General features: G+C 53.6%; 30 protein-coding genes. 16 read left to right on the top strand and 14 right to left on the bottom strand.

The window, feature by feature from the left end; all coding sequences use genetic code 11:
• Positions 1–5: 5 nt before the first annotated feature.
• From arnT to fetB, 5 genes are read left to right on the top strand one after another with little or no spacing between them, the layout of a single operon-like run.
• Positions 6–1667 carry a lipid IV(A) 4-amino-4-deoxy-L-arabinosyltransferase gene (gene arnT / locus OMR58_RS20300; protein WP_264546778.1) on the top strand — a complete coding sequence of 554 codons (1662 nt, stop codon included), beginning with the start codon at positions 6–8 and terminating at the stop codon, positions 1665–1667.
• Entirely contained in the window at positions 1664–1999 is a 336-nt protein-coding gene (arnE, locus tag OMR58_RS20295; protein WP_200559862.1) for a 4-amino-4-deoxy-L-arabinose-phosphoundecaprenol flippase subunit ArnE, read from the top strand. The genes arnT and arnE overlap by 4 nt, the downstream gene beginning before the upstream one ends.
• The gene (arnF, locus tag OMR58_RS20290; RefSeq protein ID WP_200559861.1) at positions 1999–2382 is read left to right on the top strand and encodes a 4-amino-4-deoxy-L-arabinose-phosphoundecaprenol flippase subunit ArnF; all 384 of its coding nucleotides are present in this window, start codon (positions 1999–2001) and stop codon (positions 2380–2382) included. The genes arnE and arnF overlap by 1 nt, the downstream gene beginning before the upstream one ends.
• Before the next feature lie 58 nt (positions 2383–2440).
• Positions 2441–3106: an iron efflux ABC transporter ATP-binding subunit FetA gene (fetA, locus tag OMR58_RS20285; protein WP_264546777.1), complete on the top strand. Its 666-nt coding sequence runs from the start codon at positions 2441–2443 to the stop codon at positions 3104–3106.
• Positions 3093–3854: an iron efflux ABC transporter permease subunit FetB gene (gene fetB / locus OMR58_RS20280; protein WP_105591003.1), complete on the top strand. Its 762-nt coding sequence runs from the start codon at positions 3093–3095 to the stop codon at positions 3852–3854. The genes fetA and fetB overlap by 14 nt, the downstream gene beginning before the upstream one ends.
• Positions 3855–4041: 187 nt before the next feature.
• Here the strand turns inward: fetB and OMR58_RS20275 are convergent, their stop codons facing one another.
• Complete coding sequence (locus tag OMR58_RS20275) at positions 4042–5355, bottom strand: carbohydrate porin (protein ID WP_444861330.1); 1314 nt, start codon at positions 5353–5355, stop codon at positions 4042–4044.
• A gap of 329 nt (positions 5356–5684) precedes the next feature.
• Positions 5685–6071, bottom strand: a complete 387-nt coding sequence (locus OMR58_RS20270) for a carbohydrate porin (protein WP_264546776.1) — start codon at positions 6069–6071, stop codon at positions 5685–5687.
• 229 nt (positions 6072–6300) lie between these two features.
• Here OMR58_RS20270 and OMR58_RS20265 point away from each other — a divergent pair, with 229 nt between their 5' ends.
• Positions 6301–6558 (top strand): hypothetical protein, encoded by a 258-nt coding sequence (locus OMR58_RS20265; RefSeq protein ID WP_105591005.1) that lies wholly within the window; start codon positions 6301–6303, stop codon positions 6556–6558.
• 60 nt (positions 6559–6618) lie between these two features.
• Here OMR58_RS20265 and OMR58_RS20260 read toward each other — a convergent pair whose 3' ends face one another.
• The 3 genes from OMR58_RS20260 to OMR58_RS20250 form a co-directional block, all read right to left on the bottom strand.
• The gene (locus OMR58_RS20260) at positions 6619–6873 is read right to left on the bottom strand and encodes a CsbD family protein (protein ID WP_105591006.1); all 255 of its coding nucleotides are present in this window, start codon (positions 6871–6873) and stop codon (positions 6619–6621) included.
• Between the two features lie 154 nt (positions 6874–7027).
• The gene (gene cydB / locus OMR58_RS20255) at positions 7028–8035 is read right to left on the bottom strand and encodes a cytochrome d ubiquinol oxidase subunit II (RefSeq protein WP_105591007.1); all 1008 of its coding nucleotides are present in this window, start codon (positions 8033–8035) and stop codon (positions 7028–7030) included.
• 1 nt (position 8036) lies between these two features.
• Positions 8037–9461, bottom strand: a complete 1425-nt coding sequence (locus tag OMR58_RS20250) for a cytochrome ubiquinol oxidase subunit I (RefSeq protein ID WP_105591008.1) — start codon at positions 9459–9461, stop codon at positions 8037–8039.
• Positions 9462–10219: 758 nt separating this feature from the next.
• Here OMR58_RS20250 and OMR58_RS20245 point away from each other — a divergent pair.
• A complete protein-coding gene (locus OMR58_RS20245; RefSeq protein WP_264546775.1) occupies positions 10220–10846 on the top strand; it encodes a LysE family translocator in 627 nt (208 codons plus the stop codon).
• Positions 10847–10891: 45 nt separating this feature from the next.
• Here the strand turns inward: OMR58_RS20245 and OMR58_RS20240 are convergent, their stop codons facing one another.
• The 3 genes from OMR58_RS20240 to ygbI all read right to left on the bottom strand — a co-directional run bounded on the left by OMR58_RS20240 (position 10892) and on the right by ygbI (position 13597).
• Entirely contained in the window at positions 10892–11962 is a 1071-nt protein-coding gene (locus tag OMR58_RS20240; RefSeq protein ID WP_200559857.1) for a malate/lactate/ureidoglycolate dehydrogenase, read from the bottom strand.
• A 333-nt stretch (positions 11963–12295) separates the two neighbouring features.
• Positions 12296–12541, bottom strand: coding sequence for a hypothetical protein (locus tag OMR58_RS20235; RefSeq protein ID WP_200547343.1), 246 nt, complete (start codon positions 12539–12541; stop codon positions 12296–12298).
• 294 nt (positions 12542–12835) lie between these two features.
• On the bottom strand, positions 12836–13597 hold the full coding sequence (gene ygbI / locus OMR58_RS20230; protein WP_200559856.1) for a DNA-binding transcriptional repressor YgbI: 762 nt from the start codon (positions 13595–13597) through the stop codon (positions 12836–12838).
• Between the two features lie 319 nt (positions 13598–13916).
• Here ygbI and ltnD point away from each other — a divergent pair, with 319 nt between their 5' ends.
• The 9 genes from ltnD to OMR58_RS20190 all read left to right on the top strand — a co-directional run bounded on the left by ltnD (position 13917) and on the right by OMR58_RS20190 (position 22757).
• A complete protein-coding gene (ltnD, locus tag OMR58_RS20225) occupies positions 13917–14831 on the top strand; it encodes an L-threonate dehydrogenase (protein ID WP_200559855.1) in 915 nt (304 codons plus the stop codon).
• Entirely contained in the window at positions 14831–16093 is a 1263-nt protein-coding gene (otnK, locus tag OMR58_RS20220; RefSeq protein WP_279355981.1) for a 3-oxo-tetronate kinase, read from the top strand. The genes ltnD and otnK overlap by 1 nt, the downstream gene beginning before the upstream one ends.
• Complete coding sequence (gene otnC / locus OMR58_RS20215; RefSeq protein ID WP_200547346.1) at positions 16090–16713, top strand: 3-oxo-tetronate 4-phosphate decarboxylase; 624 nt, start codon at positions 16090–16092, stop codon at positions 16711–16713. The genes otnK and otnC overlap by 4 nt, the downstream gene beginning before the upstream one ends.
• 4 nt (positions 16714–16717) lie before the next feature.
• On the top strand, positions 16718–17494 hold the full coding sequence (locus OMR58_RS20210) for an HPr family phosphocarrier protein (RefSeq protein WP_264546774.1): 777 nt from the start codon (positions 16718–16720) through the stop codon (positions 17492–17494).
• 142 nt (positions 17495–17636) lie between these two features.
• Positions 17637–18992 carry a GntP family transporter gene (locus OMR58_RS20205; RefSeq protein WP_200559853.1) on the top strand — a complete coding sequence of 452 codons (1356 nt, stop codon included), beginning with the start codon at positions 17637–17639 and terminating at the stop codon, positions 18990–18992.
• A gap of 95 nt (positions 18993–19087) precedes the next feature.
• Entirely contained in the window at positions 19088–19171 is an 84-nt protein-coding gene (locus OMR58_RS26065) for a hypothetical protein (RefSeq protein WP_085982349.1), read from the top strand.
• A 250-nt stretch (positions 19172–19421) separates the two neighbouring features.
• Entirely contained in the window at positions 19422–20804 is a 1383-nt protein-coding gene (locus tag OMR58_RS20200) for an aspartate aminotransferase family protein (RefSeq protein WP_264546773.1), read from the top strand.
• Complete coding sequence (locus OMR58_RS20195) at positions 20794–21885, top strand: GNAT family N-acetyltransferase (protein ID WP_264546772.1); 1092 nt, start codon at positions 20794–20796, stop codon at positions 21883–21885. The genes OMR58_RS20200 and OMR58_RS20195 overlap by 11 nt, the downstream gene beginning before the upstream one ends.
• A complete protein-coding gene (locus OMR58_RS20190; protein ID WP_264546771.1) occupies positions 21861–22757 on the top strand; it encodes an arginase family protein in 897 nt (298 codons plus the stop codon). Before OMR58_RS20195 ends, OMR58_RS20190 begins: the two co-directional genes overlap by 25 nt.
• Here OMR58_RS20190 and OMR58_RS20185 read toward each other — a convergent pair.
• The 6 genes from OMR58_RS20185 to OMR58_RS20160 form a co-directional block, all read right to left on the bottom strand.
• Positions 22754–23977: a DegT/DnrJ/EryC1/StrS family aminotransferase gene (locus OMR58_RS20185; RefSeq protein WP_264546770.1), complete on the bottom strand. Its 1224-nt coding sequence runs from the start codon at positions 23975–23977 to the stop codon at positions 22754–22756. The genes OMR58_RS20190 and OMR58_RS20185 overlap by 4 nt on opposite strands.
• The gene (locus OMR58_RS20180) at positions 23974–24375 is read right to left on the bottom strand and encodes a DMT family transporter (RefSeq protein ID WP_105591020.1); all 402 of its coding nucleotides are present in this window, start codon (positions 24373–24375) and stop codon (positions 23974–23976) included. The genes OMR58_RS20185 and OMR58_RS20180 overlap by 4 nt, the downstream gene beginning before the upstream one ends.
• Positions 24375–24731, bottom strand: a complete 357-nt coding sequence (locus tag OMR58_RS20175) for an EamA family transporter (RefSeq protein ID WP_105591021.1) — start codon at positions 24729–24731, stop codon at positions 24375–24377. Before OMR58_RS20175 ends, OMR58_RS20180 begins: the two co-directional genes overlap by 1 nt.
• Complete coding sequence (locus OMR58_RS20170; protein ID WP_264546769.1) at positions 24728–25573, bottom strand: alpha/beta hydrolase; 846 nt, start codon at positions 25571–25573, stop codon at positions 24728–24730. Before OMR58_RS20170 ends, OMR58_RS20175 begins: the two co-directional genes overlap by 4 nt.
• Positions 25570–26289: an MtnX-like HAD-IB family phosphatase gene (locus OMR58_RS20165; RefSeq protein WP_105591023.1), complete on the bottom strand. Its 720-nt coding sequence runs from the start codon at positions 26287–26289 to the stop codon at positions 25570–25572. The genes OMR58_RS20170 and OMR58_RS20165 overlap by 4 nt, the downstream gene beginning before the upstream one ends.
• A gap of 303 nt (positions 26290–26592) precedes the next feature.
• Positions 26593–26805 (bottom strand): hypothetical protein, encoded by a 213-nt coding sequence (locus tag OMR58_RS20160; protein WP_264546768.1) that lies wholly within the window; start codon positions 26803–26805, stop codon positions 26593–26595.
• Positions 26806–26932 lie beyond the last annotated feature (127 nt).

The raw sequence follows: 26932 nt of genomic DNA, 5'->3' as shown, positions 1-26932 counted from the left end.
ACTGGATGAAGAGCTGGCGCATTACCCTCTCCCTGATCCTGATGTATGCCCTGTACTATCTGATCCCGCTTGAATACCGCGCCCTGTGGCAGCCGGATGAGGTTCGCTATGCGGAAATCAGTCGCGAAATGTTGGCCAGCGGCAACTGGGTTTCCCCGCATTTTCTCGGCCTGCGCTATTTTGAGAAGCCGGTAGCGGGATACTGGATTAATAACCTCAGCCAGCTGCTGTTTGGCGGCAACAACTTCTCTGTGCGATTCGGTTCGGTGTTCTCGATTACCCTGAGTGCCATGCTGGTCTGGTGGCTGGCAATGCAGATTGTCCGGCAGCAGCGTACGGCTTGGCTGGCGGCGATCGTTTTCCTCACCAGCCTGCTGGTTTACGGTATTGGCACCTATGCGGTGCTCGACCCGATGATTACTCTGTGGCTGGTGGCGGCGATGTGCTGTTACTGGCTGGTGGTACAGGCGGAGACTCAGCGGCAGAGGGTGCTGGCGTGGCTGCTGCTGGGGCTGGCCTGCGGCATGGGGTTTATGACGAAAGGCTTTCTGGCACTGGCGGTGCCGGTGGTGGCGATTGTCCCGTGGGCTATCTGGCAGCGTCGCTTCCGTGAAGTCCTTATCTTCGGGCCGCTGGCCGTGATTGCCGCCGTTGCCATCTCCCTTCCCTGGGGAATTGCTATTGCCCGGCAGCAGCCTGATTTCTGGTCTTACTTCTTTTGGGTTGAGCATATTCAGCGCTTTGCCGAGAAAGATGCGCAGCACAGTGCGCCGTTCTGGTACTACCTGCCCGTTTTGATTGCCGGTTCTCTGCCCTGGCTGGGGCTGCTGCCGGGGGCATTACTGCGCGCGGGCCGGGAACGGAACGCCAGTAGCGGTGGCCTCTATCTGCTGAGCTGGGTGGTGATGCCGCTGCTGTTTTTCAGCATTGCCAAAGGTAAGCTGCCAACCTATATCCTGCCGTGCTTTGCACCGCTGGCAATTTTGCTGGCTGACTATGCCGTGCAGTCGGCAAAAACCGGCGGCCGGGCGTTACGTGCCAATGCGCTGATAAACCTGGCGTTCGGCGCACTGGCCGCGCTGACGGTGTGGCTGGTGCTTTCGCCGTGGGGCCTTTCTCACCGTCCGGTGTTCCAGCCGTCCGAGGGCTTTAAGGTGGCGCTGGGCGGTATGGCGTTTTTATTCTGGGCGCTAATGGGGGCCGTCACCTTCATCGGACGCGGCAGAAACTGGCCGCTCGCCGCGCTGTGCCCGCTCGGTATTGCGCTGGCGGTGGCCTTGGTTATCCCGGATAAAGTGGTCAGCTCCAAACAGCCGCAGGAATTTATTCAGGCAACGCAAAAGCAGCTGGAGGACAGTCGTTTTATTTTGTCTAACAACAGCGGAATGGCCTCGGCGGTCGCGTGGCAGCTGAAGCGCAGCGACGTGGACATGTACGAACAGTCCGGTGAGCTGACCTGGGGATTAAGCTATCCCGACAGCCGCGATCGGCTGGTGGCGAGCGATCGGTTTGCCGACTGGCTGGCCGCTCACCGCCGGCTCGGCAATGTGTCGCTGGTGCTGAAACTGACCGACAGCGCTCGCGATGTTGACCCCGGACTGCCCGCACCGGATGAGGTGTATCGTCAGCAGCGGATGGTCCTTTACTACTATCACCAGCAACCATGAATATTCTGCTGATCGTGCTGGTCAGTCTGCTGAGCTGTGCCGGGCAGCTGTGCCAGAAGCAGGCAACGGCAGTTGACGGGAATCCCCGGCCACGGCGGCATCTGCTGCGCTGGCTTGGCCTGAGCGTACTGCTGCTGGGGCTGGCGATGCTGGTCTGGCTACGGGTTTTACAGGAGGTTCAGGTAGGGGTGGCCTATCCGATGCTCAGCCTGAATTTTGTCCTGGTCGCGCTGGCTGCCCGCTGGCTGTGGCATGAGCACCTCTCGCTGCGCCACTGCTGCGGCATTCTGCTGATCGTGGGCGGCGTGGCGGTGATGGGCGGGTATACCTGATGGGCTGGCTATGTGCTCTGGGCAGCGTGCTGCTGGTCAGCGCGGCGCAGCTGTTGATGAAATGGGCGATGATCCAACTGCCGGCTATTGCCCGGCCGCTGGACTTCGCTGCTGCTATTCTCGGTTTTTCACCGCCCGCGCTGGCGCTACTGGCCGGTTTATTCGCCTACGCGTTTTCCATGCTGTGCTGGCTGCTGGCGCTGAAGCGTCTGCCGCTCAGCCGCGCTTATCCGCTGCTCAGCCTCAGCTATCTGCTGGTCTGGGGGGGCGCGCTGCTTATCCCTTCGCTCAATGAATGGTTTCTCTGGGGCAAGCTGGCGGGGGGGATGCTGATCCTCGCGGGCCTGCTGCTGATATTCTGGCCGGACAAAAAAGACCGTTAACCGGCTAAAGGCGTTATGATTGCCGGGTTTTGGGATTCTTAATTAGCAGGTCATTTAAATGATGGATAAAAATCGCCTTCTGGAGGTTCGGGAGGTCAGCTTTGCGCTGCAGGATAAGCTCCTGCTGGCACCGCTGTCCTTTTCGCTGGGCAAAGGGGAGTTTCTCTGGCTGACCGGTCCTTCCGGGGCAGGGAAGAGCACGTTACTGAAAATTATTGCTTCGCTGCTGGATCCGACATCGGGTGAGGTGATCTTCAACGGCCAGCCGCTGGCGACGTTAAAACCGGAGCACTATCGGCAGCAGGTCTCCTACGTTTTCCAGACCCCGGTGCTGTTTGGCAGTACGGTGTATGACAATCTGGCGCTGCCGTATCAGATCCGCCAGCGCCCGCCGCAGCGGCAGGCGATGATCGACGGCCTGCAGCGGCTGAATCTGCCGGCTGCCGCGCTGGACCGCACCATCGACCAGCTTTCCGGGGGGGAAAAACAGCGCGTGGCCCTTCTGCGCAATCTACAGTTTCCGCCTGATATTCTGCTGCTGGATGAGGTAACCAGCGCGCTGGATGAGGAAAACAAGCAGGCGGTACATCAACTCATTGATGAACAGGTCGGGCAGGGCACCGCCGCGATCTGGATCAGCCACGATCGTCATGAAACCGATAACGCGCAGCGCATTCTGACGCTGTCGGCACCGCAAAACCGGGGGCAGCATGAACCAGCATAATATCACCAATGAGTCGCTGGGCCTGGCGCTGGTACTGGTGCTAATTGCTCTGCTGGTCAGCAGTAAAGAGAAACTGGGTCTGGAAAAAGACATCGTCTGGAGCGTGGCGCGGGCGATTGTGCAGCTGGTGATCGTCGGCTATGTGCTGAAGTACATTTTCGAACTGGATAACGGCTGGCTGACGGTCCTGATGGTGTTGTTTATCTGCGTGAATGCCGCGCTGAATGCCAAAAAGCGCAGCCGGGCGATCGATAACGGTTTTCTGATTTCGTTTGTGGCGATAACGCTGGGCACCACGCTGACCTTAACTATTCTGGTGCTGAGTCGGGCGATTGAGTTTATGCCCATGCAGGTCATTCCGATCTCCGGCATGATCGCGGGTAATGCGATGGTGGCGGTGGGGCTGTGCTTCAGCAATCTTAATCAGCGCTTTGCCGATAACCGGCAAAAGGTGGAGGAGATGCTGAGCCTGGGGGCCAGTGCGCGGATGGCATCTGGCAGCATTGTGCGCGACAGCATTCGCGCGGCGATGATCCCCACCGTGGACGCGGCTAAAACCGTTGGGCTGGTCAGCCTGCCGGGAATGATGTCCGGGCTTATTTTCGCCGGTATCGATCCGGTGAAGGCGATTAAGTATCAGATTATGGTGACGTTTATGCTGCTGGGGACGGCCAGTCTGTCGACTATCGTGGCCGGTTACCTCGCCTGCCGGCGCTTTTACACCGCGCGGGTGCAGTTGAAGCCGTGAAGTCATCTCGTGGTGCGGTAGCGTATTTGGAACGTTTCAGGCAGCCGTGTTGCCCGTCAGTCATTGGTCAGGCTGGCAGCTAACGGGCCGCTCTGCTTTTATCTGAAATGACGCGGTGTAGATGCCAATGCTCAGGCCCCAAAGGGGCCTGAGAACACCGCTCTCGCACAGTTTTAATACACGAACGTTAGAAATTAACGTTAGCGCTAAGACCGCCGATAAAGGCGTTTTTCACTTCGCTGACAGCGCCCGGAGAGGCGACGTACTGCAGGTTTGGCCGCAGGCTGAACCAGTTAGTCAGGCGCGCGTTATAGTAGATCTCGTAGTTATATTCCGAACCGTGCTGGATGGGCAGATAGGTCGGGCTGTGATAATTACTCTCCCCGTTTTCTTCATTAATACGATGCTGCATGCGCCCGTAGTTGCTGTTGACGTGAATGCGTGCCGCACCCATGCCAATTTCATCCTGTGAGCGTGCGGCGAACGGTCCTTTCCAGACAAAGGTCATCGCCTGATAGTTATCGGTTTTCGAGGTGCGTCGATCGTTCATCACGCCCTGTACCGTCATACTCAGCCCACGCTGATTATCACCGTCCATAGCCGTCAGCTGCTGTTGCAGCAGCAGATAGCCGCCGTAGGCGTGGGCATCGTCGTTATAGCTGCCGTTGCGATAGCTGGAGTACTTATCGCCGTTGACCGATGAGTAATACACGCCCATACGATAGTTGCCCGGCAGTTTTTCAGGCCCGAACACCGGCTTCCAGCCCAGTTCTACCGGGACCAAATTGCCGAGCGTCGGGCTGGTATCCAGGCGGAAGCCGTTCCCGGTATCGTAGTTGCTGGCGGTCTGATTGTAGAAGCCGACCTGCAGGAAAACTTCCGGCGTAAAGTTAAGCTTCACGCGGCCGCCCCACTGGGAAACCGGCCAGTTAAACCAGCGGTCGCCGCGCCAGTTTCCCGGCTGCCCGCTGCCGAACGCCAGGTTTTCAAAATTGCTCTGGAAGGAATCAAAATCTTCGCCGACGGTAACACGACCGGCTTTCACTTCGATAAGACGATCGAAGAAGCCTTTATTCATCCAGAACTGAGTCAGGCGCCAGGTCTGACCGCGACCATAAACTTCTTCTACCGATGACAGGCCGCCGGTGCGGGGATCGTTAATATGTTCGGTGAGGTCGTGGCCGTTACGGCTGGTGACGGTGAACTGGAACTGGGTATCGTCCCAGTTGAGCAGTTTCTCTAAATCGAGAGTCGTACCAAACGCCCACTGATCGGTATAGCGGGCGGTGGTTGATGTTTTATAGCCGCCGGCCAGATTGCTGGCGGATTCCATGGTGTAGTTCACCTGGAAATCCACGCCGTCGTCTTTTAACTGCGAACGCAGGCCACCCCAGTCACCGAACATATAGGATGAATCAACGCTCAACGGTGCCATGTCGGCCCGGGAAACCGTAGAAAACATCACCAAGGCACCGCTGCACACTAGCGCGAGTGTTTTCATTCTCCGACCTGTATCTGCTTTTCTTTGCATAATAATGACCTTTTTTATTATCACCCGACGGTCTTGCTTCACCGAATTCCATTAACGGTTAACCGCCGGGCGCGTAGAGATAAAATGCTGTTGTCATGCCTGCCGTAGTCAATGTTTTACGACTGCCGTATGACAGCATGTAAACAAGTGGCAGGGATTATATTTTTGTGCGGAGAATGCTTAGCGAAGTGAATTTATTGTATGGAAATAATTATCATAGTTACTATTTATTTCTGTGACAGATAATATATAGCGTGAGTCCCGCCAGTTTAGCAGTGTAATAAACCGGCGGGTAAAACTTAAAACTTAATTTCAGCGCCCAGACCGCCAACGAACAGCCGTGAGTTGTCTTCTACAGCTCCGGGTTTGGTTGTTTGTTGCAAGTTAGGATGAAGAATAACGTGGGGCGTTAAATGATAGTTATAATAAAGATCGTAGTTAAACCCTTCGCCGTGCATTAGTGGCTCCGGCCTGTGATCCTGATAATCCGGCATGGGGGATAAGCTGTTGGCGAGAGGTTTAGCAGTATTAGTATTTGGATAAACAGATGATGTCTGCTGTTCGGGTATATTATTCAGCGTTACCGGTTTTGCGCAAAGCGTGCTGCTGAAAAAAAGCAGAGCCAGTGCGGCAGTGCTGGAAAACATGGCATAGTGCCAACTTTTTGAGGATGATAGCCTTTCCATATGTGACCCCTTTTATCGATACCATCAGTGGTGAAATCCTTTTTGTTCTCGTTGTCATTCCACCATGCCCCTCGGTGACGGTTTCTCTCAAAAATGCGTTTTAAGGACATTTTTATGATATTGAGGGCAGACAGCATCAACTGATTTTCACCTGGTAGAGGGTTAAGGTAAGATGTCCTCAATGCAACTGAAGGGAGTTTTTGATAAGTATTGATCAGGGAGGGAGTCTATGAGAAGACTACTGTTTGCTATATGGTGTGTGTTTTCTTTTGTCTTATCTTATTTGATATTCTTTTTATTGATTACATTTATTCAAATCAATATTATCCCGCGTGAAATGCTGGAAAATTTTCTCGAACTTTTATCAATGACCGGTGATGTAGCCTTTACCCGCTGGCTCTATTTCTCAGGAAGTGGGTTATCGTTACTTTTAGCTATTATGACCTGTCATGAAGTGTGGGCGATGCAGCATCACGCTGAAGCCTGAAAATAAACGCCCGTTCGCGGGCGTTTTTTCGTTAATAGTTTCGCGATTTTAACGGGTTAACTATCTGCGGCCGAAAATTTTAGCCGCAAGGAAACCGACCCCGGCTGCAATCGCCAGTGAAACCAGCGGAGAGTCTTTGGTCTTGGTTTTCACACAGTCCAGCGCATCATCTATGGCGTAGGATGCCTTTGCCGCCTGCTGGCGGACTTTCCCCTTAAATTCATGCTCAGGAGAGTCGACGGCTTTGCCAAATTCTTCCTGGCCTTTGCCGAGAGCTTCTTCCGCTTTATCGTTCGCTTTATCAAACAGACTCATACTGCCTCCTTTGATGGCATGATTTCCTCATGTGGGATAATAAGCGTAGCCCACTGAGGGCAGATGACTGTCGGAATTTGTATGAAAATATGAATTTACGTTTAACCGGATGTAAAAAAGGGTGGATCGCTTGATCCACCCTGAATGTTAAATATCAGTGATAACCTTCGTCCGGCTTAATTTTCCCGCGGAAGACGTAGTAGCTCCAGAAGGTGTAAACCAGAATCACCGGAATAATCAGCAGACCGCCAACCAGCATAAAGCCCTGGCTCTGCGGTGGCGAAGCCGCATCCCAAATGGTAATCGACGGTGGGATGATGTTTGGCCAGATGCTGATGCCGAGGCCGGTAAAGCCAAGGAACACCAGTGCGAGTGTCAGCAGGAACGGCGTGTAGTGCGCATGGCGCTTCAGTGCGCTGAGCAGGCCCCACGCAGCGGCCAGCACCAGCACAGGAACCGGCAGGAACCAGAACAGGTTAGGCAGGCTGAACCAGCGGTGCATAATGTTCTCGTGCAGCAGCGGTGTCCAGACGCTGACGATGGCAATCACCACCAGCAGCGCCAGCAGCAGCGGCTTGGTCAGCGCGGTCATTTTGCGATGCAGTTCATTTTCGGTTTTCATGATCAGCCAGGTGCTGCCCAGCAGCGCATAGGCCAGAACCAGACCTACCCCGCAAAACAGGCTAAACGGCGTCAGCCATGCCAGCGCCGGGCCGCTGTAGGTACGGTTGGTGACTTCGAAACCGTTGATCACCGCGCCCAGCACGACGCCCTGGCTGAAGGTGGCAACAAACGAGCCGCCGATAAAGGCTTTGTCCCAGAACGGACGGTGCTCTTCCGTTGCCTTAAAGCGGAACTCAAAAGCTACGCCGCGGAAAATCAGGCCGATCAGCATAATCGTTAACGGTGCGGCAAGCGCAGTGGTGATCACCGCGTAGGCCAACGGGAAAGCACCAAACAGCGCGGCGCCGCCGAGGATAAGCCAGGTTTCGTTGCCGTCCCACACCGGGGCGACGGTATTCACCATCATGTCGCGCTCAACCGGGTCCTTATTGAACGGGAACAGGATGCCGATACCGAGATCGAAGCCATCCATAATGATGTACATCAGGGTGGCGAAGACAATGATGGTAAACCAGATAATGGAGAGATCGATTCCCATCTTATTTTCCCTCTTCCGATGAATTTAATTTTTCCTGCACCGCCGACAGTGGGCGAGAAGGCGTGTGCGAAGTCCCCGGCCCACCTTCTGGCGTATGGTCACCTTCACCTGCCTGTGGACCTTTTTTGATCAGGTTAGCCAGGTAGGTGTAGCCGATGCCGAACACGGAGATATAAACCAGGATAAAAGCGATCAGCGAGATCGCCATCTGCAGCGTACTGTGCAGCGAAACGGCATCGCGGGTGCGCAGCAGGCCATAAATGACCCACGGCTGGCGCCCCATTTCCGTGGTGATCCAGCCTGCGACCAGCGCAATCAGCCCGGATGGCCCCATCAGCAGCACAAACCACAGGAACGGACGTGAGGTGTAAAGACGCTGTCCGCGGCGCATCCACAGGCTGACAACCCCCATCAGAATCATCAGCATGCCCAGGCCAACCATGACGCGGAATGACCAGAATACCACCAGCGAGTTAGGGCGATCTTCTTTCGGGAAACTCTTCAGTGCCGGAACCTGTTTATCGAGGCTGTGAGTCAGAATCAGGCTGCCGAGGTAGGGAATTTCGAGCGCATAGCGCGTTCTTTCTTCTTTCATGTCCGGGATGCCGAACAGGATCAGCGGTGTGGCTTCACCCGGCGGGTTTTCCCAGTGTCCTTCAATCGCGGCAATCTTGGCTGGCTGATGCTCCAGCGTATTCAGGCCGTGTGCATCACCGATCATCGCCTGAATCGGCGACACGATCAGCGCCATCCACAGCGCCATTGACAGCATTTTGCGAATGGCGGGCGTATCGTTTTTACGCAACAGGTGCCAGGCTGCCGAAGCGCCGACGAAGAACGCGGTCACCAGGAAAGCCGCCACGGACATATGCAGCAGTCGATAAGGGAATGACGGGTTGAAGATGATCGCCATCCAGTCGGCAGGGACCACGATACCGTTTTCCACCGCGTAGCCCTGTGGCGTTTGCATCCAGCTATTTGAGGCGAGTATCCAGAAGGTGGAAATAATCGTTCCCAGCGCCACCATGCAGGTTGCAAAGAAGTGCAGGCCACGGCTGACGCGGTTCCAGCCAAACAGCATGACGCCGAGGAAGCCGGCCTCAAGGAAGAATGCGGTCAGGACTTCATAGGTCAGCAGCGGGCCGGTGATACTGCCGGCAAACTGCGAGAATCCAGCCCAGTTGGTACCGAACTGATAGGCCATCACCAGGCCAGATACCACGCCCATTCCGAAGTTGACGGCAAAAATTTTTGACCAGAAATGATAGAGGTCGCGATAAACCTCGTTTTTGCTTTTCAGCCACAGACCTTCCAGTACCGCAAGGAAACTGGCCAGCCCGATGGTGATAGCGGGGAAAAGGATGTGAAAGGCTACGGTAAAGCCAAACTGTATCCTTGCCAGGTGATACGCATCTAATCCGAACATTGCTTACCTCGATCTAACATAATACTGCCTTTTATTTTTTTACCCACAATTAACAAATAGACTACATTACGGAAAAGTGAAGGTGGATAATTGTGGGATTCTCATCGACTACGGTTTGATCCTAAGACCAAATCAGGTGAAGGAGTAGTAACAGTAATATTGATCGCGGCTATAACAGCAATCATTATTACGTGGAAGTGTTTCGTGGAGAGGTTAAATCGCTGGCGGAAAATGTTAACTCAGGCTGGTTAAATGATGATTAGATGTGAATGAAATGTATAATTATGATGAGTAAGGATTTTTTATCTCTGTCGGTCCGGGGTAAATACGAAGGAAATTTCTCCTTGAGAAGAAATGTCGACGTTCATTTTATCGTTTTTTTATAGCTGCGAGGGATATAAATATAATTTTGTGGAACAGTATGGATATAATAACCACAGAAAATATAAAGGTTTAGTGAAATATGTAAACTGTGTGTTATTTTTTTAGAGTGTAATTGAAATTGTTAATTTATCTGCATTTTTAGAACCTTATCTCATTCTGCTATTTTCAACACCTCCCCGGAAAATGTTAATAATGTAATACATAAAAACACGCATATTGAAATGTTTGGTTACATTTTTATGCGGTTTATCTGTTCGATGATTGTCGAAAATCAAGATTTCACCGTGCGGAATATGCGCATTAGCCGCAGTGCAGACCGGCGTGCTATAACAGCGATACAGGGCCACCGTTGGCCATTTTACAGGGGAGGGAAGATGGATATTCTGCTGGCGCTGTTGCCGGTTTATGCGGCCTACTTACTGGGAACGGCCAGCCCGGGCCCCAGCAATATGGCCATTATGGGGGTGGCGATGAGCCAGGGGCGACTCCATGCTCTGATGCTGGCTGCCGGTGTGATCAGTGGTTCGCTGTGCTGGGCGCTGCTGGTCGCAACCGGTCTGTCGACGCTGCTGCTGGCGTGGGCGCAGGCGGTGACGGTGATTAAGATCGTCGGCGGCATCTACCTGCTTTGGCTGGCATTTAAGGCGGCCCGCAGCGCAGCGCAAAGCAAGCCATACCAGCCGAACGCAGCCGTAACGATGCCAGTTTCTTACCGCGCGCTGTATCGGCGTGGTTTACTGCTGCATCTCAGTAATCCGAAGGCGATACTGGTGTGGACAGCTATTATGTCTCTGGGGATTCATGCTGACGCTTCACCGCTGCTGCTGCCGTTTATTGTCTGTGGCTGCGCGCTGCTGGGTATCTTAGTGTTTGGCAGCTACGCGCTGCTGTTTTCTACTCAGATGATGAGCCGGGGCTACCAGAAATGCCGTCGCGGAATTGAAGGCGTGTTTGCGCTGTTCTTCACGGCGGCGGGAATTAAGCTGCTGTTCTCCCGCTGAGCGGCCAGCGGCGGCTGCATAAGCTCCGCCGCTTTTGCCGATGGATCAGGGCTGGTAACCTGCCAGCTCGGTTTCCGGCATTCCGGCTTCACGTGCTGACTGACACAGCTGCTGCCAGCTGTTGGCATCAATCGGAATACCGTGCTGCTGACGTTCGGCGCGCTGTTCTTCTTCCCATTCACCGGGCACTTTAATCGGCTGCTCACCTGCCTGCGGGGAGGTTTTCGTCCAGTCAATAAACCGTTGCGCTTCCTGCTGCATTTCCGGTGCATCGAACGCGGCAGGGTCCAACACGATACTGGTCATACAGTTGAAAATCGCTGCCGATGAGGTTTGCAGCGAATCCTGGTGGGTGGTTTTGCCGCCGGAAAGTGCGCCACCGAGAATTTCACACATCACCGCCAGCGCATACCCTTTATGCAGGCCGAATGCCAGCAGAGAGCCGTAAGGCGTTTCATGCATCACGGCGGGATCGCAGGTCGGCTGGCCGTGGTTGTCAATCAGGTTCCCCTCGGCAACCGTTGCGCGCTTATTCCACGCCACGCGGGTTTTACCGTAGGCAATGCCGCTGGTGGCGAAGTCCAACAGCAGAGGCGGCTGGCCGGGGCGCGGAAAAACGGCGCAGAACGGGTTAGTGCCAAACCGGCGGTCGCTGCCGTTAAAAGGAGCGACGAGCGGATCGCCAACGACGTTGACAAAGTGGAACGAGATAAATCCGGCGCTGGCGCACATCTCGGCCCAGTGACCAATACGGCCGATATGGTGGGAATTACGCAGGGCGATGGCGCACATGCCCAGCTCGCGGGTACGGCCAATGGCCAATTCCATCGCTTCAGCGGCCATCACCTGGCCAAATCCCTGTTGGCCATCAACCGTTAACACGGCCCCGGTATCCTTGACGATCCGCAGTTCACGGTTTTGTTGCAGATTTCCTAACGCGCGGGAGGTCATATAGGTAGGGATCATGCCCACGCCGTGGGAATCATGGCCGGCAAGATTGGCGGCAACGAGATGATCGGCAATTTTTCTTGCTTCAGACTGGCTGCTGCCAGCATGCTGCCACAGGCTGTTAACCATCTGGTGCAGTTTAGCGGGGTGAATACGAATTTCGTCCATCGTTACGCTCCATGTTTAGCCGTCAGGTGACGGATGTTTTATTTGCCTGCTGCGATGAGTATCGCAGTATACAATTGAACATATCCTATCCGTCTTGTGACTGGGGAGCGTAGCGTTTTTATAAAAAAAAGCCCACGAAACGTGGGCAAATAAAGCTATTTCTCGACTTTACCATTGGGTGGTACAGGGGCATGGTCGCACAAATTCTGTATAAAATATAATTGGTTATATAGATCGATTAGTTGATATCGATCTTATAAATCGATTACGGAAACAGCTGAACAAATTCCGTTACGAAAGCCGTTTCACTGACGTCTGAAGTTTACACTTTAGTTAGTGAGGCTGATAAAAACCGGCCTTGATCATTTCGTCACGGAGCGCCTGCGTTATTTGCCGGTTACCTCCGGTGACGGGATAAATCACATTATTTACAACATCATCCAGGTAGTGCTCTTTAAACTCCTGGCAGGTGAGTTGCGTGCCGCCTTCATCATTGATAGCAATCGAACCTTTGATATGGTTTCCCGCATCTTTGGCTGTCAGGCTGTAACGGCCCATGCTGGTATTGATTGTGCTCATAGGGATCTCCTTGTATACCCTGCCTCTTTCAAGCACCCGGTTTGATAGTTGCCGGACAATCCGTTCCCTTTACTGAGCTTGAACAGAGTGGGTATAACGGTCAGGGTGAAGTTGGTAACAAGTGAGTCCTTAAGATGACTTCATAAGTTTAGCTATAAAGCGCCGCATCCGGAGAGGATGTTCCGAGCAAAATGACAGTTTGTGATGGCAATCGCTAATAAATGAATGGTTATGTAAAGGTAAATCGCATCGGGTGTAGTGAACATCATGGCCACTACACCGTGATGCAGGGGCTTAACCCGCAATAGTGATATCTATATTCATTGCTGCCAGCTCACGACTGGCGGACGCCGAAAGATGTGGATCGGTGATTATGCCATCAAACTGTTCGAGCGGTAGTGCCAGAAAAGTGGCAATTTTATTGTATTTTGAACTGTCGGCCAGCAGTACCCGTTTACGGCTTACTTCGCTGGCAGCACGCTTAACGGCAATTTTTTCCTCATCCGGCGTGAAGGTTCCGCGCGTGCCCCAGCAGGATGCCGAGATAAAAGCGATGTCAATGGACAGTCCGCGCAGGGCCTGAGCGGCGGCTTCTCCAACGCTGGATCGGTTATCGCGACACAGGGTGCCGCCGGTGTGGATCATCCTGCACTGGCTGCCATCAATCAGAAAATTGGCAATGGCGAAATCGTTGGTGACGATCAGCAGATCATCACGAACGCTGAGTTCGCGGGCAAGCGCCAGCGTGGTGGTGCCTGCGTCCAGATAGAGGCAGCTGTTACGGGGAATATGCTGGGCTGCCGCAGCGCCGATGGCTTGTTTTTCCTGGCTGAACATACTGGTTTTATCCAGATGCGAAGGCTCACTGGATAATCGCTCCGTAGAACGCACACCACCGGAAACCAACATTACCGCTCCCTGTTCTTCCAGCTTTTGCAGATCGCGGCGAATCGTCATATGGGAGACCGCCAGTCGTTCGGTCAGTTCGGCAATACTGACTACGCCACGTTCCTGCACCAGCGATAAAATTTGTTGATGGCGTTCAACGGGTATCATGAACTCTCCTTGCGAATAAGCGGCGTAACCTGCAAACGGTGTTGAAAAATGTCATCGGCTCAGCGATACAACACCACAATTTTTACCAATTTATCACGCCGAAGATTTTCCGTCACAGCTTTTCAGCCAGTGAATTCACCTATCCTACTGAATAATGATGATTTTATTTTCATAAATATTCTTTTTCCACTGTTAATCTATGTGAACCTTGTTGTCCTTATTGTTAATTATTGTGATGTGTATCACCAAGTTTGCGGTTTAAAACGCCTATACTTCACACAAGAAAACAAATTATCACCAAAATTAACACGGAGAGCGTATGTCAAACGCAGCATCAATGTCGGTTTGTGTCGTTGGCCTCGGTTCTATGGGCATGGGCGCGGCGCAATCCTGTATTAAGGCAGGCCTGCGGACCTGGGGCGTGGATCTCAATCCACAGGCATTACAAACCCTGCGCGATAGCGGCGCACAGGCGGCAGAGAGCCGTGCTGATGATTTCGCCGACCAGTTGGATGCGGTGCTGCTGCTGGTGGTCAATGCCGCTCAGGTTAAGGCCATTCTGTTTGGTGAAAATGGCCTGGCTTCACACCTGAAGCCGGGTACCGCCGTGATGGTTTCCTCGACGATTTCTTCCGCCGATGCGCAGAGCATTGAACAGCAGCTGGCACAGTATCAGCTGATCATGCTGGATGCGCCGGTTTCCGGTGGCGCGGTGAAAGCCGCGGCGGGCGAGATGACGGTGATGGCGTCGGGCAGCGATGCTGCCTTCGAACGCCTGCAGCCGGTGCTGGATGCGGTGGCGGGCAAGGTGTATCGCATTGGCAGTGAAATCGGTCTTGGCTCGACGGTGAAGATTATTCATCAGCTGCTGGCCGGGGTGCATATTGCGGCCGGAGCAGAAGCGATGGCGCTGGCGGCACGTGCGGGTATCCCGCTGGATACCATGTACGACGTGGTGACGAACGCGGCGGGAAATTCATGGATGTTTGAAAACCGTATGCGCCACGTTGTTGACGGTGATTACTCGCCGAAATCCGCCGTCGATATTTTCGTGAAGGATCTCGGTCTGGTCGCTGATACGGCGAAAGCGCTGCACTTTCCGCTGCCGCTGGCCTCAACGGCGTTCAACATGTTCACCTCCGCCAGTAACGCAGGCTACGGCCGCGAGGATGACAGCGCGGTGATCAAGATCTTTAGCGGCATTACGCTGCCGGAAAAAAAGGAGCAGAAATAATGCGCCTGGGTGTGATTGCTGATGATTTTACCGGTGCTACCGATATTGCCAGTTTTCTGGTGCAGAACGGTATGTCAACGGTGCAGGTTAACGGTGTGCCGCAGGACGACCGCCAGCTGGATGCCGAAGCGATTGTGGTTAGCCTGAAGTCGCGTTCCTGCGCGGCGGAAAAAGCCGTCGAGGATTCCCTTGCGGCATTGGCCTGGCTGCAGCAGCAGGGCTGCGAACGGTTCTATTTTAAATACTGCTCGACCTTTGACAGCACCGCGAAAGGGAATATCGGCCCGGTCACCGATGCGTTGCTGGCCGCGCTGGGTGAAACTCAGACGGTCATTTCGCCGTCGCTGCCGGTGAATGGTCGTACCGTCTATCAAGGGCATTTGTTCGTGATGAACCAGCTGCTGTCCGATTCAGGTATGCGCCATCATCCGGTTACGCCAATGACCGACAGCAATCTGCTGCGCCTGATGGAAGCACAGGCAGCGGGTAAAGCCGGGCTGATCGCCAGCCAGACGCTGGATCGCGGTGTTGAGGCGGTACGGGCAGAGCTGGCCGAGCTGGCGGCAGCGGGCGTGCGTTATGTGGTACTGGATGCGCTTAACGAGCAGCATCTGCTGACTCAGGGGGAAGCGCTGCGTGAGATGAAGCTGGTGACCGGCGGTTCCGGGCTGGCAATTGGCCTGGCGCGGCAGTGGGCAACCAGCGGCTGGGATCGCGAACAGGCGCAGGCAGCGGGTAAACCGCAGGGTGGACGGGCGGTGGTGATTTCAGGTTCCTGTTCGACGATGACCAACCGCCAGGTTTCCCGCTACCGTCAACAGGCTTCCTCGCAGGCGGTTGATGTGGAGCGCGCGCTGCAACAGCGCGAGGCCTATGCACATGAGCTGTGCGACTGGGTGGCGCAACATGCTGATGAGCCGCTGGCTCCGATGCTGTTTGCCACTTCTGAACCGGAAACGCTGCAGCGGATTCAGCAACAGTACGGTGCGCAGCAGAGCAGCGAGGCCGTTGAGCAGCTGTTTGCCAGCGTAGTGCGTGAACTGCAACAGCGGGGCTGGCAGCGCTTTATCGTTGCCGGAGGCGAAACCTCGGGCGTGGTGGCGCAGACGCTGAACATTGATGCTTTCCACATCGGTCCGGTGATTTCTCCCGGAGTTCCGTGGGTCAGATCGGTCACGCAGCCGGTGTCCCTTGCGCTGAAATCCGGTAATTTCGGTGATGAAAACTTTTTTGCCCGGGCGCAAACGGAGTTCGTAGTATGACTGAACAGCAGGCACGAGAAGAAATGGTCCGGCTGGGAGCCTCATTTTTCCAGCGCGGATATGCCACCGGTTCGGCAGGGAATTTATCGATGCGCCTGGAGGACGGCACGCTGCTGGCGACGCCGACAGGCTCCTGCCTTGGCGAGCTGGTGGCCGAACGACTGTCGAAGGTCACTCCGGAAGGAGAGTGGATCGGTGGCGATAAACCCTCGAAAGAGATCAGCTTCCACCGTGCGATCTATCAGAACAACCCGGAGTGCGGTGCCATCGTGCATCTGCACTGCCTGTATCTGACCGCACTTTCCTGCCTGGAAGGGCTGGACAGCAAAAACTGCATTCGTCCTTTCACGCCGTATGTTGTGATGCGCGTTGGCGATGTGCCGGTTGTTCCTTATTATCGTCCGGGCGATCCTCGTCTCGGTGAGGATCTGGCGAAGCTGGCGCCGAACTACCGGGCATTCCTGCTGGCGAATCACGGACCGGTGGTGGTGGGGAAAACGCTGCGTGAGGCGGCGGATAATACCGAAGAACTGGAAGAGACTGCCCGACTGATATTTACCCTGGGCGATCGCCCTATTCGTTATCTGACCGATGACGAAGTGGCTGAATTACGGAGCTGAAGACATGCCTAAGTTTGCTGCTAATCTGTCTACCCTGTTTAACGAACTGCCTTTCCTTGAGCGCTTTGATGCGGCGGCAAAGGCTGGCTTTAAAGGCGTTGAATTTTTATTCCCTTACGATTACGACGCGGCGGTACTGAAAGAGGCGCTGACGCGTAATAACCTGGAGTTGGTATTGTTCAATACCGCACCGGGGAATGCGGCGGCGGGAGAGTGGGGCGTTTGCGCTATCCCGGGGCGAGAAGACGATGCCCGTCGTGATATCGATCGCGCGCTGGAGTATGCGCTGGCGCTGAACTGCCGCCAGGTCCACGTGATGGCTTCGGTGGTGCCGCCGGGTGCCGACCGCGAAGACTGGTGCCAAACCTTCATCGACAACGTACGTTATGCGGCTGACCGCTTTGCGCCACACGGTATTCGCGTGCTGCTTGAGGCGCTGAACCCGAAAACCAAGTTGAACTATCTCTACTCCAGCCAGTATCAGACGCTGGACATCGTTAAGCGCGTCGACAGGCCCAATGTTTTCACCCAGCTCGATCTGTTCCACGCACAGCTGGTGGATGGCAACCTGAGCCATCTGATCGCCGATTACGTCGGTCAGTACCAACATATTCAGATTGCCTCCGCGCCCGATCGCCATGAACCGGATGAAGGCGAGCTGAACTATCCGTGGCTGTTCGATCTGATTGACCGCAGCGGTTATCAGGGCTGGATCGGCTGCGAATATTTCCCACGTACTACCACTCTGGAAGGTCTGGGCTGGTTCGACGCCTGGAAATAATCTGACGTTATGACTCACCGCGCTGCGCAAATTCTGCGCAGCGTCGGGTTTCTGTTGCCTGAATCTGGCTAAATGCCAGGGAAAATGCTGCTGCTAACAGTGCTCTAAAGTACTGAAATAAAATAATTATTGAGGCTTTTTTATGTCTACCGCCCTGTTATTAACCATTGCCGTTGCCAGCGTGCTGATTTTGCTGCTGCTGGTCATCAAAGCTAAAGTGCATCCCTTTGTCGCCTTGCTGGTGGTTAGCCTGCTGGTCGCCATCGCCACCGGTATTCCCGCCGATAATATTATGAAGGTCATTTCCGCCGGAATGGGCGGCCTGCTGGGTTCGATAACCATTATTATCGTGCTGGGTGCAATGCTGGGGGCGATTATTGAATGCTCCGGTGGCGCAGAATCCCTGGCCCAGCGCTTTACCCAGGTGCTGGGAATTAAGCGTACCGTTGCGGCGCTGACCATGGCGGCCTTTATTCTCGGCATTCCGGTGTTCTTTGAAGTTGGCTTTATTATAGTTATTCCGCTTATCTATGGCTTTACTAAGGTGGCCCGCGTTTCACCGTTGAAATATGGTCTGCCGATGGCCGGTGTCATGCTGACCGTGCACGTGGCGCTGCCAACCCATCCCGGTGCGGCGGCAGCGGCGGGGCTGTTAGGCAGCGATATGGGCTGGCTGATGCTGCTGGGTATAGCCGTTTCCATTCCCGTTGGCGTGGTGGGCTATTTCGTCGCGAAAGCGATGAACCGCCGTCAGTATCAGCTGTCGGTCAGCGTGCTGGAGCAGTTACAGCTGGCAAAACCGGAAGGCAGTCAGAGCGCGAAAGATGAGCAGGCCCCCGGTGCCTGGCTGATTTCCTCACTGATCGTCGTACCTATCGTGCTGATTGTGGTGGGCACCCTGGCACACAGCGTCCTGCCTGAAGGCAATATCATTCGTCAGGTGTTAACGCTGGTGGGAACGCCGGCTATTGCGCTGCTGATTGCGCTGGCGCTCTCCGCCTGGCTACTGGGGCTGCGCCGCGGCTGGAGCCGCGACAAACTGAGTGACCTGTTGGATCGCGCTATTCCCAGCTCGGCAGGTGTCATTCTGGTTGCCGGTGCCGGTGGCGCATTTGGTAAGGTACTGGTTGAATCCGGCGTAGGTAAAGCGCTGGCACTGTCGCTGGAGACGATTAATCTGCCGCTGATCCCGGCTGCGTTCCTGCTCTCGCTGGCGCTGCGGGCCTCGCAGGGGTCGGCCACCGTGGCGATTCTGACCACCAGCGGGTTATTAACTCAGGCGGTGACGGGGCTGAGCGATATGCAGCTGGTGTTGGTCACGCTGTCGACCTGTTTTGGCGGGCTGGGACTTTCCCACGTCAATGACGCCGGTTTCTGGGTGGTGACCCGCTATTTAGGCCTGTCGGTTGCCGACGGCTTGAAAACCTGGACGGTGTTAACGACCGCAATGGGCCTGACCGGTTTTGTGCTGGTGTGGCTGCTGTCGGCGGTGCTGTAACCCACAAATCGGCGAAGCGGTAATCTTCTTCTATACTTAAGCCACAGGGACTTACTGACGAGTCCTGTGGCTTTTTCCTTTGAAGGAGATGAAGAATGAAAATTATTCTCTGGGTCATCGCAATTATTTTTATCGTCGGCCTGTTAACGATTACCGGTGTCTTTAAGCTTATTTTCTGATTTTTTATTCCGGTCATTTGTGTTTTTCAGATGGCCGGAATATTAATAATATTCTTGAGTAATCATGCTTTTTTAAATTCTAAAATGTAATTATTTACTATTTTTGTTTTTTGGTTCGAGAAAGAATTTCAAAATAAATATGGCTATTTTAATTATCAACTAAACGTCAACATACCCTCTGCATGCGCTGAAATATTTTTTTTGCAGGATATACTCGCAGAACTTATATGGAGTAAAGTGCCAAGGAGATATGATGACGTCTAATGAAGAGCAGCTGTTGCAGGATGAAGCGAAGTATTGTTCGTATGGCGATACGGTTCATTACGTTACCCCCCCGAAAATATTTGACCGCTGTCAGGGAAGCTTTCTGTTTGACGCGGAAGATACTCCCTATCTCGATCTGCAAATGTGGTATTCAGCGGTTAATTTTGGCTACGCTAACGCCCGGCTCGATAATGCGTTAAAAAGCCAGATCGATCGGCTGCCACAGTTGGCCAGCCAGTATCTGCATCCCACCAAAATCGAGCTGTCAAAAATTATTGCTCAGGATATGGAACGTAAGTTCGGCCTGCCAGGAAGAGTACACTTTAACGTGGGCGGTTCGCAGTCCGTTGATGATTCCCTGAAGCTGGTACGAAATTTCTGCAACGGTAAAAGCCGGATGTTTGCCTTTGAAGGGGGCTATCACGGTCGCACACTGGGTGCATCATCTATCACCTCCAGTTATCGCTATCGCCGTCGCTTTGGTCACTTTGGCGAACGCGCTCAGTTTATTCCATTCCCGTATCCGTTCCGCCGTCAAAAAGGCATGACGCCTGAAGAATATGCGGAAAAACTGGTGGCCGATTTTGCCCGTCTGTTTGAAAACGAGTACCACGGCCTGTGGGATCCTAAAGCGCAGCAGGCAGAATTCGCTGCGTTCTATATCGAACCCGTGCAGGGAACCGGCGGCTACGTTATTCCACCGCGTAACTTCTATCCCGCGCTGAAAAAGGTGCTCGATCAGCACGGCATTCTGCTGGTGGTGGATGAAATCCAGATGGGCTTCTATCGTACCGGCAAGCTGTGGTCGATTGAACACTTTGGCATTACTCCGGATGTGCTGGTGTTTGGTAAAGCGCTGACTAACGGACTTAATCCACTGGCGGGCATCTGGGCGCGTGAAGAGATGATTAATCCGACCACCTTCCCGGTAGGTTCCACCCACTCGACGTTTGCTTCGAACCCGTTGGGCACCGCCGTTGGCCTGGAAGTGATGCATATGCTGGCAGAGAAAGATTATGAACGTCAGGTTATGGAGAGTGGAGCTTATTTCCTTGAAGGGCTGAAATCGCTACAGAGCCAGCATAAAGAGATTGGTGACGTTGACGGTCTTGGTCTGGCACTGCGTGCGGAACTTTGCGGACCTGATGGATTCACGCCTGATAAAGCACTGCTCGATAAAATGGTGGATATTGGCCTTTCCGGTACGCTGGAGTATCAGGGGCAGAAAACCGGACTGGTTCTGGATGTCGGGGGATACTATAAAAACGTGATCACCTTTGCGCCATCTCTGGAGATCAGTCGCGCTGAAATCGATCAGGCTATCGTGCTGCTGGATCAACTGCTGGTTCGGGCAAAACGTGAGCGGTAATCCTCTGCATATGATGAAAGACGGGTACGTCAATCAGTTGGAACCGGCGGGGCTTATTTCGGCGTTTGCACTCCATCCGCCTGAAGGATTTAACGTGCGGATTGCCGAAAACGGCCTGCCGATATTTACCACCCGGTTCGATCTGTTAACGACCGTTGAACCCGCGCTGCGCCAGCGGTTAGCCCGCTGGCCCGGTTTCCCGGGCTGGCGGAAGTGGCTCACGCTGGATACCTGTTTTATTGGGGCAACGACCAGCGAATATGCCTGCCTGCCACGGCAGCAGGAGCCGGCCGCGCTGCTGGGATGGATTGAAACCCACTGCGGTAATAAGCATTCTCTGACCATTATTAAAGATCTTCCCATTTCGTCACCGCTGCTGTCTGCAGCGGATAACGACTACAGTCGCCGCCTGATAGCGGCGGCGGAAGCGCAAGGTTACATTTGTGTGGAAGGCCAGGCGCTGGCGGTTGTTCCGATCGATTTTACCAGCACCGATGAGTTTCTGGCGCGCATGTCCCGTAGCCGGCGTCGTAATCTTCGCCGCAAGCTTCGCAGCCGTGATGAGCTTCGTATTGAGGTAATTCACTGTGGTGAAGAACGCCTGGAAGATCCCCACTGGCGTGCTCAGCTCTATCAGTTTTATCTTTCGGTGTGGCAGCAGAGTGAGGTGCATTTTGATTTGCTTAGCGCCGAGTTCTTTGACCATTTGCTGCTGGACCGGCACAGTGCCGGAAAACTGTTCTGCTACTGGTACGAAGATCGATTGGTCGGTTTCAACCTTTGCTATCAGTTTCAGGGCCGGCTGGTGGATAAGTATATTGGCTTCGACTATTCACTGGCGCTGAAATTTAACCTCTATTTTGTCAGCTGGTTTGTCAATCTGGAGTACGCCATCGAGCAGGGATTGCAGGAATACGTTGCGGGCTGGACCGACCCGGAAGTCAAGGCCAGCCTCGGTGCCAGCTTTACCTTTACCCGGCATCTGGTGCGCGTGCGAAATCCGCTCCTGCGGGGAGCGGTGCGCTATTTTCGTCATTATCTGGAGGGGGATAAAAAGTGGTCCGATCCTCCTCCTGGCTGACGGCAGAAGATCGGCCACTGGTGCTGGACTTTGATGGTTCAGTGGCCGGACTGGAGCGGGCAACAATACTGCCGTTGCCTGACTGGCAGCAGCGGGTCCGCTTTGGGGCCGGCTGGGGTGACTGGCGAAAGCTAATGGCCGCCAGTCGGGATCTGTTGCCCGAGCGCTATGGCTGCGTCTTCACCGGAAGTGGGGACTACCACCATCTCAGCTATTTGCTGTTACAGCGTCTGCCAGCGGACCGCCCGGTGCAGCTGATTATCTGCGATAACCATCCGGATAATATGCTCTATCCTTTCGGCATCCACTGTGGCTCCTGGGTATATCATGCCAGCCGTTTGCCGCAGATTAGTCAAATACACGTGTTGGGTATCTGTTCATCCGATATTGCTCTGAGTCACGCCTGGGAAAATCATCTGCGCCCTCTGTTATCTAAGAAGCTGCACTACTGGAGCATCGGTGTGGATACCCGGTGGCTTAACTGGCTGGGTGCAGGGGAGTGTAATCACCGTTTTGATGATCCGGATAGTTTACTGTCGGCATTTTTACGTCAGCTAAGCGGCGACCCGATTTATCTGTCACTGGATAAAGATGTCTTAAGCAAGCAGGTGGTACAAACCAACTGGGATCAGGGATGTTTTGAGCTAAAACATCTGGAATTACTGATTGAGGCCTGTGCCAGTCGGCTGGTGGGGATGGATATCACCGGAGAAGTCTCATCATGTGAGTATCACAGCCGCCTCAAACGCTGGTTAAGCGCCGGTGATGGCCAGCAGTTGATATCGGCCAGTGAAGCTGCTGAATGGCAGCGTTCGCAAAATCGTCTTAATCAACAGTTGCTGGCTGTTGTTCAGCGGGCTTCAGGTGGTTAGTGCGTTAGTGCAGCGCGCAGCACGGAAACAATCAGTGCAAAATCATCGTCTTCAACCCAGTGACTGTTGCTGATGCTCAGTGAACGAGCAGCAAAGTCTTCCGCATTGGGTATGGAGGAGGGCAGACATAATGGCGTAACGGCGGGATAGCCGAATAACGTATGAATAAACAGCCGGGTCACGCCCAATCCAGCCGTCCAAAGGTGCTGCATCGCACGGTCGCGAGAGCCGCGGTCAGGCATCAGCAGTAGAAAGAATGGCCACACTCCCTGCTGGTGCGGCCCATCCTGCAGGACCGTTACGCCAGCAAGCTGCCTGAGCTCGGCGAGTCTGCTCTTTGCCCGCAGGCTGTTTTGTTGTTGCCAGGCTGAAAATCGAGTCAAAGCCGAGGCGGCGACTCGCTGACGATAGTGGCCCAATGTGTGCAAAGGGATATCGTCTACGGTGAAATCATCGCCAACGGCGGTAACCGCATCGCCGCGATTCAGCGCACTGCGAAGCTGCCGGCCATAAACCCAGTCCAGCCTGTCAGGATGATACATCAGCCGATAGCCCCAGAGTTCGATGATACGGCGCAGTTCCCAGCCCGCGCGCCAGGGTAAATCGCGGGCGATCTGTCGTTCCATCTCTTTTTGCAGTTCAGCCGAGCGGCTGAACAGCACTCCCCCCTCTACCGTCGTTAACCCTTTTCCCATCGCCAGACTGAAAAAGCCAATGTCTCCCGCCAGGCCGACGCTTTCACCGGCATTTTTTGCCCCCATTGATTGTGCCGCATCTTCAATGACTGCCGTGCCGTGAGCTGCTGCGATTTTAATCACGGCAGCCGTATCGGCCACCCGGCCAGCATAGTGAGTGACTACGACAGCCAGCGTTTGCGAATCACACAGCTGTGCCAACCGCTCTCTGTCGAAATTAATGCCACCGTACTCCATATCGCAGGGGACGATTTTGAGCGGGGGGCAATAATGCGCAGCCAGCGCTACCAGCGGGCAGGTCCAGGCGGGGACAATAATACGATGTCGATTGGGCTGGCGCTGCTGCAAGGTGCGTAGGGCAATAATCAGTGCAGCAGTGCCTGAGCAGGTTAACAGCGGTGGAGGAATACCCAGTTCCTGCGCCAGTCGATCTGAAAAATCAGCACGAGGTGGGAGTAAATCGCGCCAGAGCAGCGGCAATCCGGCGGTTGGCGGCAGCTGGCGTTGAAAAAAAGAATGGCTCATTCTGCCTGCTGTTCCGCTTCAGCCTTAACATGGGCGATTTCACCTTTTGCCAGGAAGAGTATTCCGGCGAGGATTAGCAATCCACCGACTATTTTTATGAGTGTCAGGCTGTCATCGAATAGCCATACCGATAGCAAAGTGACGCTGATAATTTCAAGGTGGGATGCGGCAAAGGCTGGCCCAATGGGGGCGTATTTCAGCAGCGTCATCCAGGTGAAAAAGGCACCGGCATAGCCTACGAATGCCCCATAAATCCACGGATGGCTGAATACACGAGAGAGCCACGCGGAATCCATGGTGAGCGGAAATGCATGGATAGCCGCTGCCTTAAAACTGATCTGAGCCAGCGTGTCGAAAATCATCAGTGCGAGGAAACCAACAATGTAGAAACGTTTCATCAATTAATCCCTATTATCGCTACGCCCAGAGAAATCAACAAAATACCGATTACTCGCCAGCGGGTCAGCGATTCTTTAAACCAGATCCGCCCGGCGAGCATAATGGTGACAATGCTGGTTGAACCAAGAAGCATACCGACAGAGAGAGGAACAAGCGTGAGGAAGGCCAGCCACAGCAAAAACTCCAGGATATAGCATGCCATCCCCAGCCAAAGCCACGGCCGCCGCAGCATATATCGCCACTGTTGCATACCTTCATAGTGTACGCTGCCGCTGGCTGCTGCTTTAAATGAGAGCTGGCCGAGGCTGTCGACAAGTACATTCAGTAACCACAGTATCAGGGTGAGCTGGCTCATAGCGCCTCACTCAGCGTAAGCGCCGTGTTAACGCTGTAGCGGCGGATGAAAGCAATCGAACGTTGAAACAGCTCCTGCCGATCGTTATCGATGGTAATCATATGATAGCTATTGGGGAGCAGTACCATTTCCACCGGACCACTGACGGTATCACGCACCAGTTCGGCATTACGGCGATGCGAGATATCGTCGTTGCTGGCATGTAACAGCAGGCAGGGGGTGTGAATATGGCGTAACTTGCGGCGGACGTTTCGCGATAGCAGTAAGAATTCGTTGAGTGAAGGCCATGGATTACCCGGCAAACCGGCTTCAGCGCTGTTACCACCTTGCATTTTGTCGGCAATTTTTTTTCTCAGCACTTCGTTTTGAATACCGTAAGGCGGTTCTTCATTAAACATTTTGTGGCGACCAACATTTAGCATTCCAGCCAGCGGAAGTAGCCAGGGTGCGGCAAAGCGTGAGAGCGGCGGAATGCTCCACCCGTCGTAGCGAAACGTCACGCTATAGGCCAGTACGCCTGCGACTTCGTTGGGGTGAGACGCGGTATATTTTAATGCCAGTACCGCTCCCATCGAGAGGCCACAAACGAAAAGTGTATCAACCTGTTTGCGCAGTATGTCTGCACCGTCGATCACGCTTTGATACCAGTCCTGCCAACGGGTAGCTATGAGGTCTTCAACGCTGCCACAGTGCCCGGCAAGCTGCAGGGCATAGACGGTATATCCCGCACGATGAAATTCACGAGCCACACCGCGCATTTCTGCGGGGGTTCCCGTCAGCCCATGGATCAGTAGCACGCCGATCCGCCCGGCAGGCAGCAAATAGTCGTGCTTTTCGATCATGAGATCTCCTGAGATGGAATCAACCGTGATTCTTTTGCAACCAGTCGTTCAAGGCAGGCTTGAGCTTCTCTGAAACTGTTAAACGGTGTATGAGGAATTCCAGCCTTCTGGCAATGAGTCAGCAAACTTTTTTTGGCCAACACATGATCCGCTATGGATGCCACGCAAAAATCGGATCGCCCGTCGCCTATGGCGATAAATTCGTCGTAATTTAACATTTTCGCCACCCGGCATTTGCAGGTGCCGCTTGCGTACTGGCAGTCAGGGGAAAAATGCGGAAAGCTGATGCGCCAGCCCCGGTCGCTTACCTGTTCAAGATGGTTAGCAATCACCGGCAGACCAGCAATATTGTTGTTGCGTAAAATACGTTCGATCGCATAATCAAGACCATCGCTGACGACATAAAGCGGTATCGCCTCAGCTTTCGCCCATCGTGCAAACCGGCAAAACTCAGGATCGATTTTGATTTGATCCAGGCAGGCATCTATCTGCTGGCGAGAAGCATCAAGTAATGATATTTGCCCACTCAGGCACTCTCTGGATCCTATTTCGGCATTTATCCAGCGTTTCTCCAGTAATTGCCAGTCAGGATGACCCAGTTTTTCCATTAATGTATCAGTGACATCAGCACAACTTATTGTGCCATCAAAATCACAAACAATAATCCAGTGTGAATCCGTGCGCGTAATAATGCCGGATAATCCCTGCTTTTTCATATATAGCATCCGACGGTTGATTTGATAAATAAGGCATTCTCAGGCGTAAAGAATGCTCGGTTATTAACGAGTGCAGTCTATAATAAGCCGTGTAAATAAGACATAAACGGGATTGGCACATAAACCATTCGGCATGTAATCACCCTTTAAAAGGCACGAATTGTATTTTAATTCATAGATGAATTATCAGTTCTGAATGATATTTTCAACCTGTGACAAAATGCGAATTATCCCGTTACTTCTATTGGCATCGCGTTCTGAAGCGCGTTTAAGCCTTATGAAGTTGGGTACAGGCGAGGGGGATTACTGTTTGTTTAAAGCTTGATTAAGAACTTTTTCGGCAAGCGCTGTGGATAAGGCTCTGGAAAGGATGGATAAACCGGCGACAGTATCCTGGCTGTTAAGCTGTTTACGACAGCAGGCGCAAATCGCACCGTGATGCCCACCGCTGTTGTTGCCTACGGTAAAGAAGAATTTTGTACTGCCACATTGTCCACACCTTAACATTTTAATCACTACAGCCTCCCTGTCTTCTGATGGATAAGAATTATCTTATCAAATTTCAGATGCAGATCCATAAATAAGATTTATTAGTTTTTTACGGGCCTATTGTTTTTTAAGTTATTGATTTTATGTTTTTTAT

The organism is Erwinia sp. INIA01 (assembly GCF_025947915.1).
GTDB lineage: Bacteria > Pseudomonadota > Gammaproteobacteria > Enterobacterales > Enterobacteriaceae > Erwinia > Erwinia coffeiphila.
Note: the sequence above shows the minus strand (reverse complement) of the source record. Positions and strands in the feature narration are given on the sequence as shown.

Excerpts from the sequence above, each read along its gene's own strand:
- arnT (WP_264546778.1), top strand. The coding sequence starts at position 6 with ATGAAGAGCTGGCGCATTACCCTCTCCCTGATCCTGATGTATGCCCTG.
- arnE (WP_200559862.1), top strand. The coding sequence starts at position 1,664 with ATGAATATTCTGCTGATCGTGCTGGTCAGTCTGCTGAGCTGTGCCGGG.
- arnF (WP_200559861.1), top strand. The coding sequence starts at position 1,999 with ATGGGCTGGCTATGTGCTCTGGGCAGCGTGCTGCTGGTCAGCGCGGCG.
- fetA (WP_264546777.1), top strand. The coding sequence starts at position 2,441 with ATGATGGATAAAAATCGCCTTCTGGAGGTTCGGGAGGTCAGCTTTGCG.
- fetB (WP_105591003.1), top strand. The coding sequence starts at position 3,093 with ATGAACCAGCATAATATCACCAATGAGTCGCTGGGCCTGGCGCTGGTA.
- OMR58_RS20275 (WP_444861330.1), bottom strand. The coding sequence starts at position 5,355 with ATGAAAACACTCGCGCTAGTGTGCAGCGGTGCCTTGGTGATGTTTTCT.
- OMR58_RS20270 (WP_264546776.1), bottom strand. The coding sequence starts at position 6,071 with ATGGAAAGGCTATCATCCTCAAAAAGTTGGCACTATGCCATGTTTTCC.
- OMR58_RS20265 (WP_105591005.1), top strand. The coding sequence starts at position 6,301 with ATGAGAAGACTACTGTTTGCTATATGGTGTGTGTTTTCTTTTGTCTTA.
- OMR58_RS20260 (WP_105591006.1), bottom strand. The coding sequence starts at position 6,873 with ATGAGTCTGTTTGATAAAGCGAACGATAAAGCGGAAGAAGCTCTCGGC.
- cydB (WP_105591007.1), bottom strand. The coding sequence starts at position 8,035 with ATGGGAATCGATCTCTCCATTATCTGGTTTACCATCATTGTCTTCGCC.
- OMR58_RS20250 (WP_105591008.1), bottom strand. The coding sequence starts at position 9,461 with ATGTTCGGATTAGATGCGTATCACCTGGCAAGGATACAGTTTGGCTTT.
- OMR58_RS20245 (WP_264546775.1), top strand. The coding sequence starts at position 10,220 with ATGGATATTCTGCTGGCGCTGTTGCCGGTTTATGCGGCCTACTTACTG.
- OMR58_RS20240 (WP_200559857.1), bottom strand. The coding sequence starts at position 11,962 with ATGGACGAAATTCGTATTCACCCCGCTAAACTGCACCAGATGGTTAAC.
- OMR58_RS20235 (WP_200547343.1), bottom strand. The coding sequence starts at position 12,541 with ATGAGCACAATCAATACCAGCATGGGCCGTTACAGCCTGACAGCCAAA.
- ygbI (WP_200559856.1), bottom strand. The coding sequence starts at position 13,597 with ATGATACCCGTTGAACGCCATCAACAAATTTTATCGCTGGTGCAGGAA.
- ltnD (WP_200559855.1), top strand. The coding sequence starts at position 13,917 with ATGTCAAACGCAGCATCAATGTCGGTTTGTGTCGTTGGCCTCGGTTCT.
- otnK (WP_279355981.1), top strand. The coding sequence starts at position 14,831 with ATGCGCCTGGGTGTGATTGCTGATGATTTTACCGGTGCTACCGATATT.
- otnC (WP_200547346.1), top strand. The coding sequence starts at position 16,090 with ATGACTGAACAGCAGGCACGAGAAGAAATGGTCCGGCTGGGAGCCTCA.
- OMR58_RS20210 (WP_264546774.1), top strand. The coding sequence starts at position 16,718 with ATGCCTAAGTTTGCTGCTAATCTGTCTACCCTGTTTAACGAACTGCCT.
- OMR58_RS20205 (WP_200559853.1), top strand. The coding sequence starts at position 17,637 with ATGTCTACCGCCCTGTTATTAACCATTGCCGTTGCCAGCGTGCTGATT.
- OMR58_RS26065 (WP_085982349.1), top strand. The coding sequence starts at position 19,088 with ATGAAAATTATTCTCTGGGTCATCGCAATTATTTTTATCGTCGGCCTG.
- OMR58_RS20200 (WP_264546773.1), top strand. The coding sequence starts at position 19,422 with ATGATGACGTCTAATGAAGAGCAGCTGTTGCAGGATGAAGCGAAGTAT.
- OMR58_RS20185 (WP_264546770.1), bottom strand. The coding sequence starts at position 23,977 with ATGAGCCATTCTTTTTTTCAACGCCAGCTGCCGCCAACCGCCGGATTG.
- OMR58_RS20180 (WP_105591020.1), bottom strand. The coding sequence starts at position 24,375 with ATGAAACGTTTCTACATTGTTGGTTTCCTCGCACTGATGATTTTCGAC.
- OMR58_RS20175 (WP_105591021.1), bottom strand. The coding sequence starts at position 24,731 with ATGAGCCAGCTCACCCTGATACTGTGGTTACTGAATGTACTTGTCGAC.
- OMR58_RS20170 (WP_264546769.1), bottom strand. The coding sequence starts at position 25,573 with ATGATCGAAAAGCACGACTATTTGCTGCCTGCCGGGCGGATCGGCGTG.
- OMR58_RS20165 (WP_105591023.1), bottom strand. The coding sequence starts at position 26,289 with ATGAAAAAGCAGGGATTATCCGGCATTATTACGCGCACGGATTCACAC.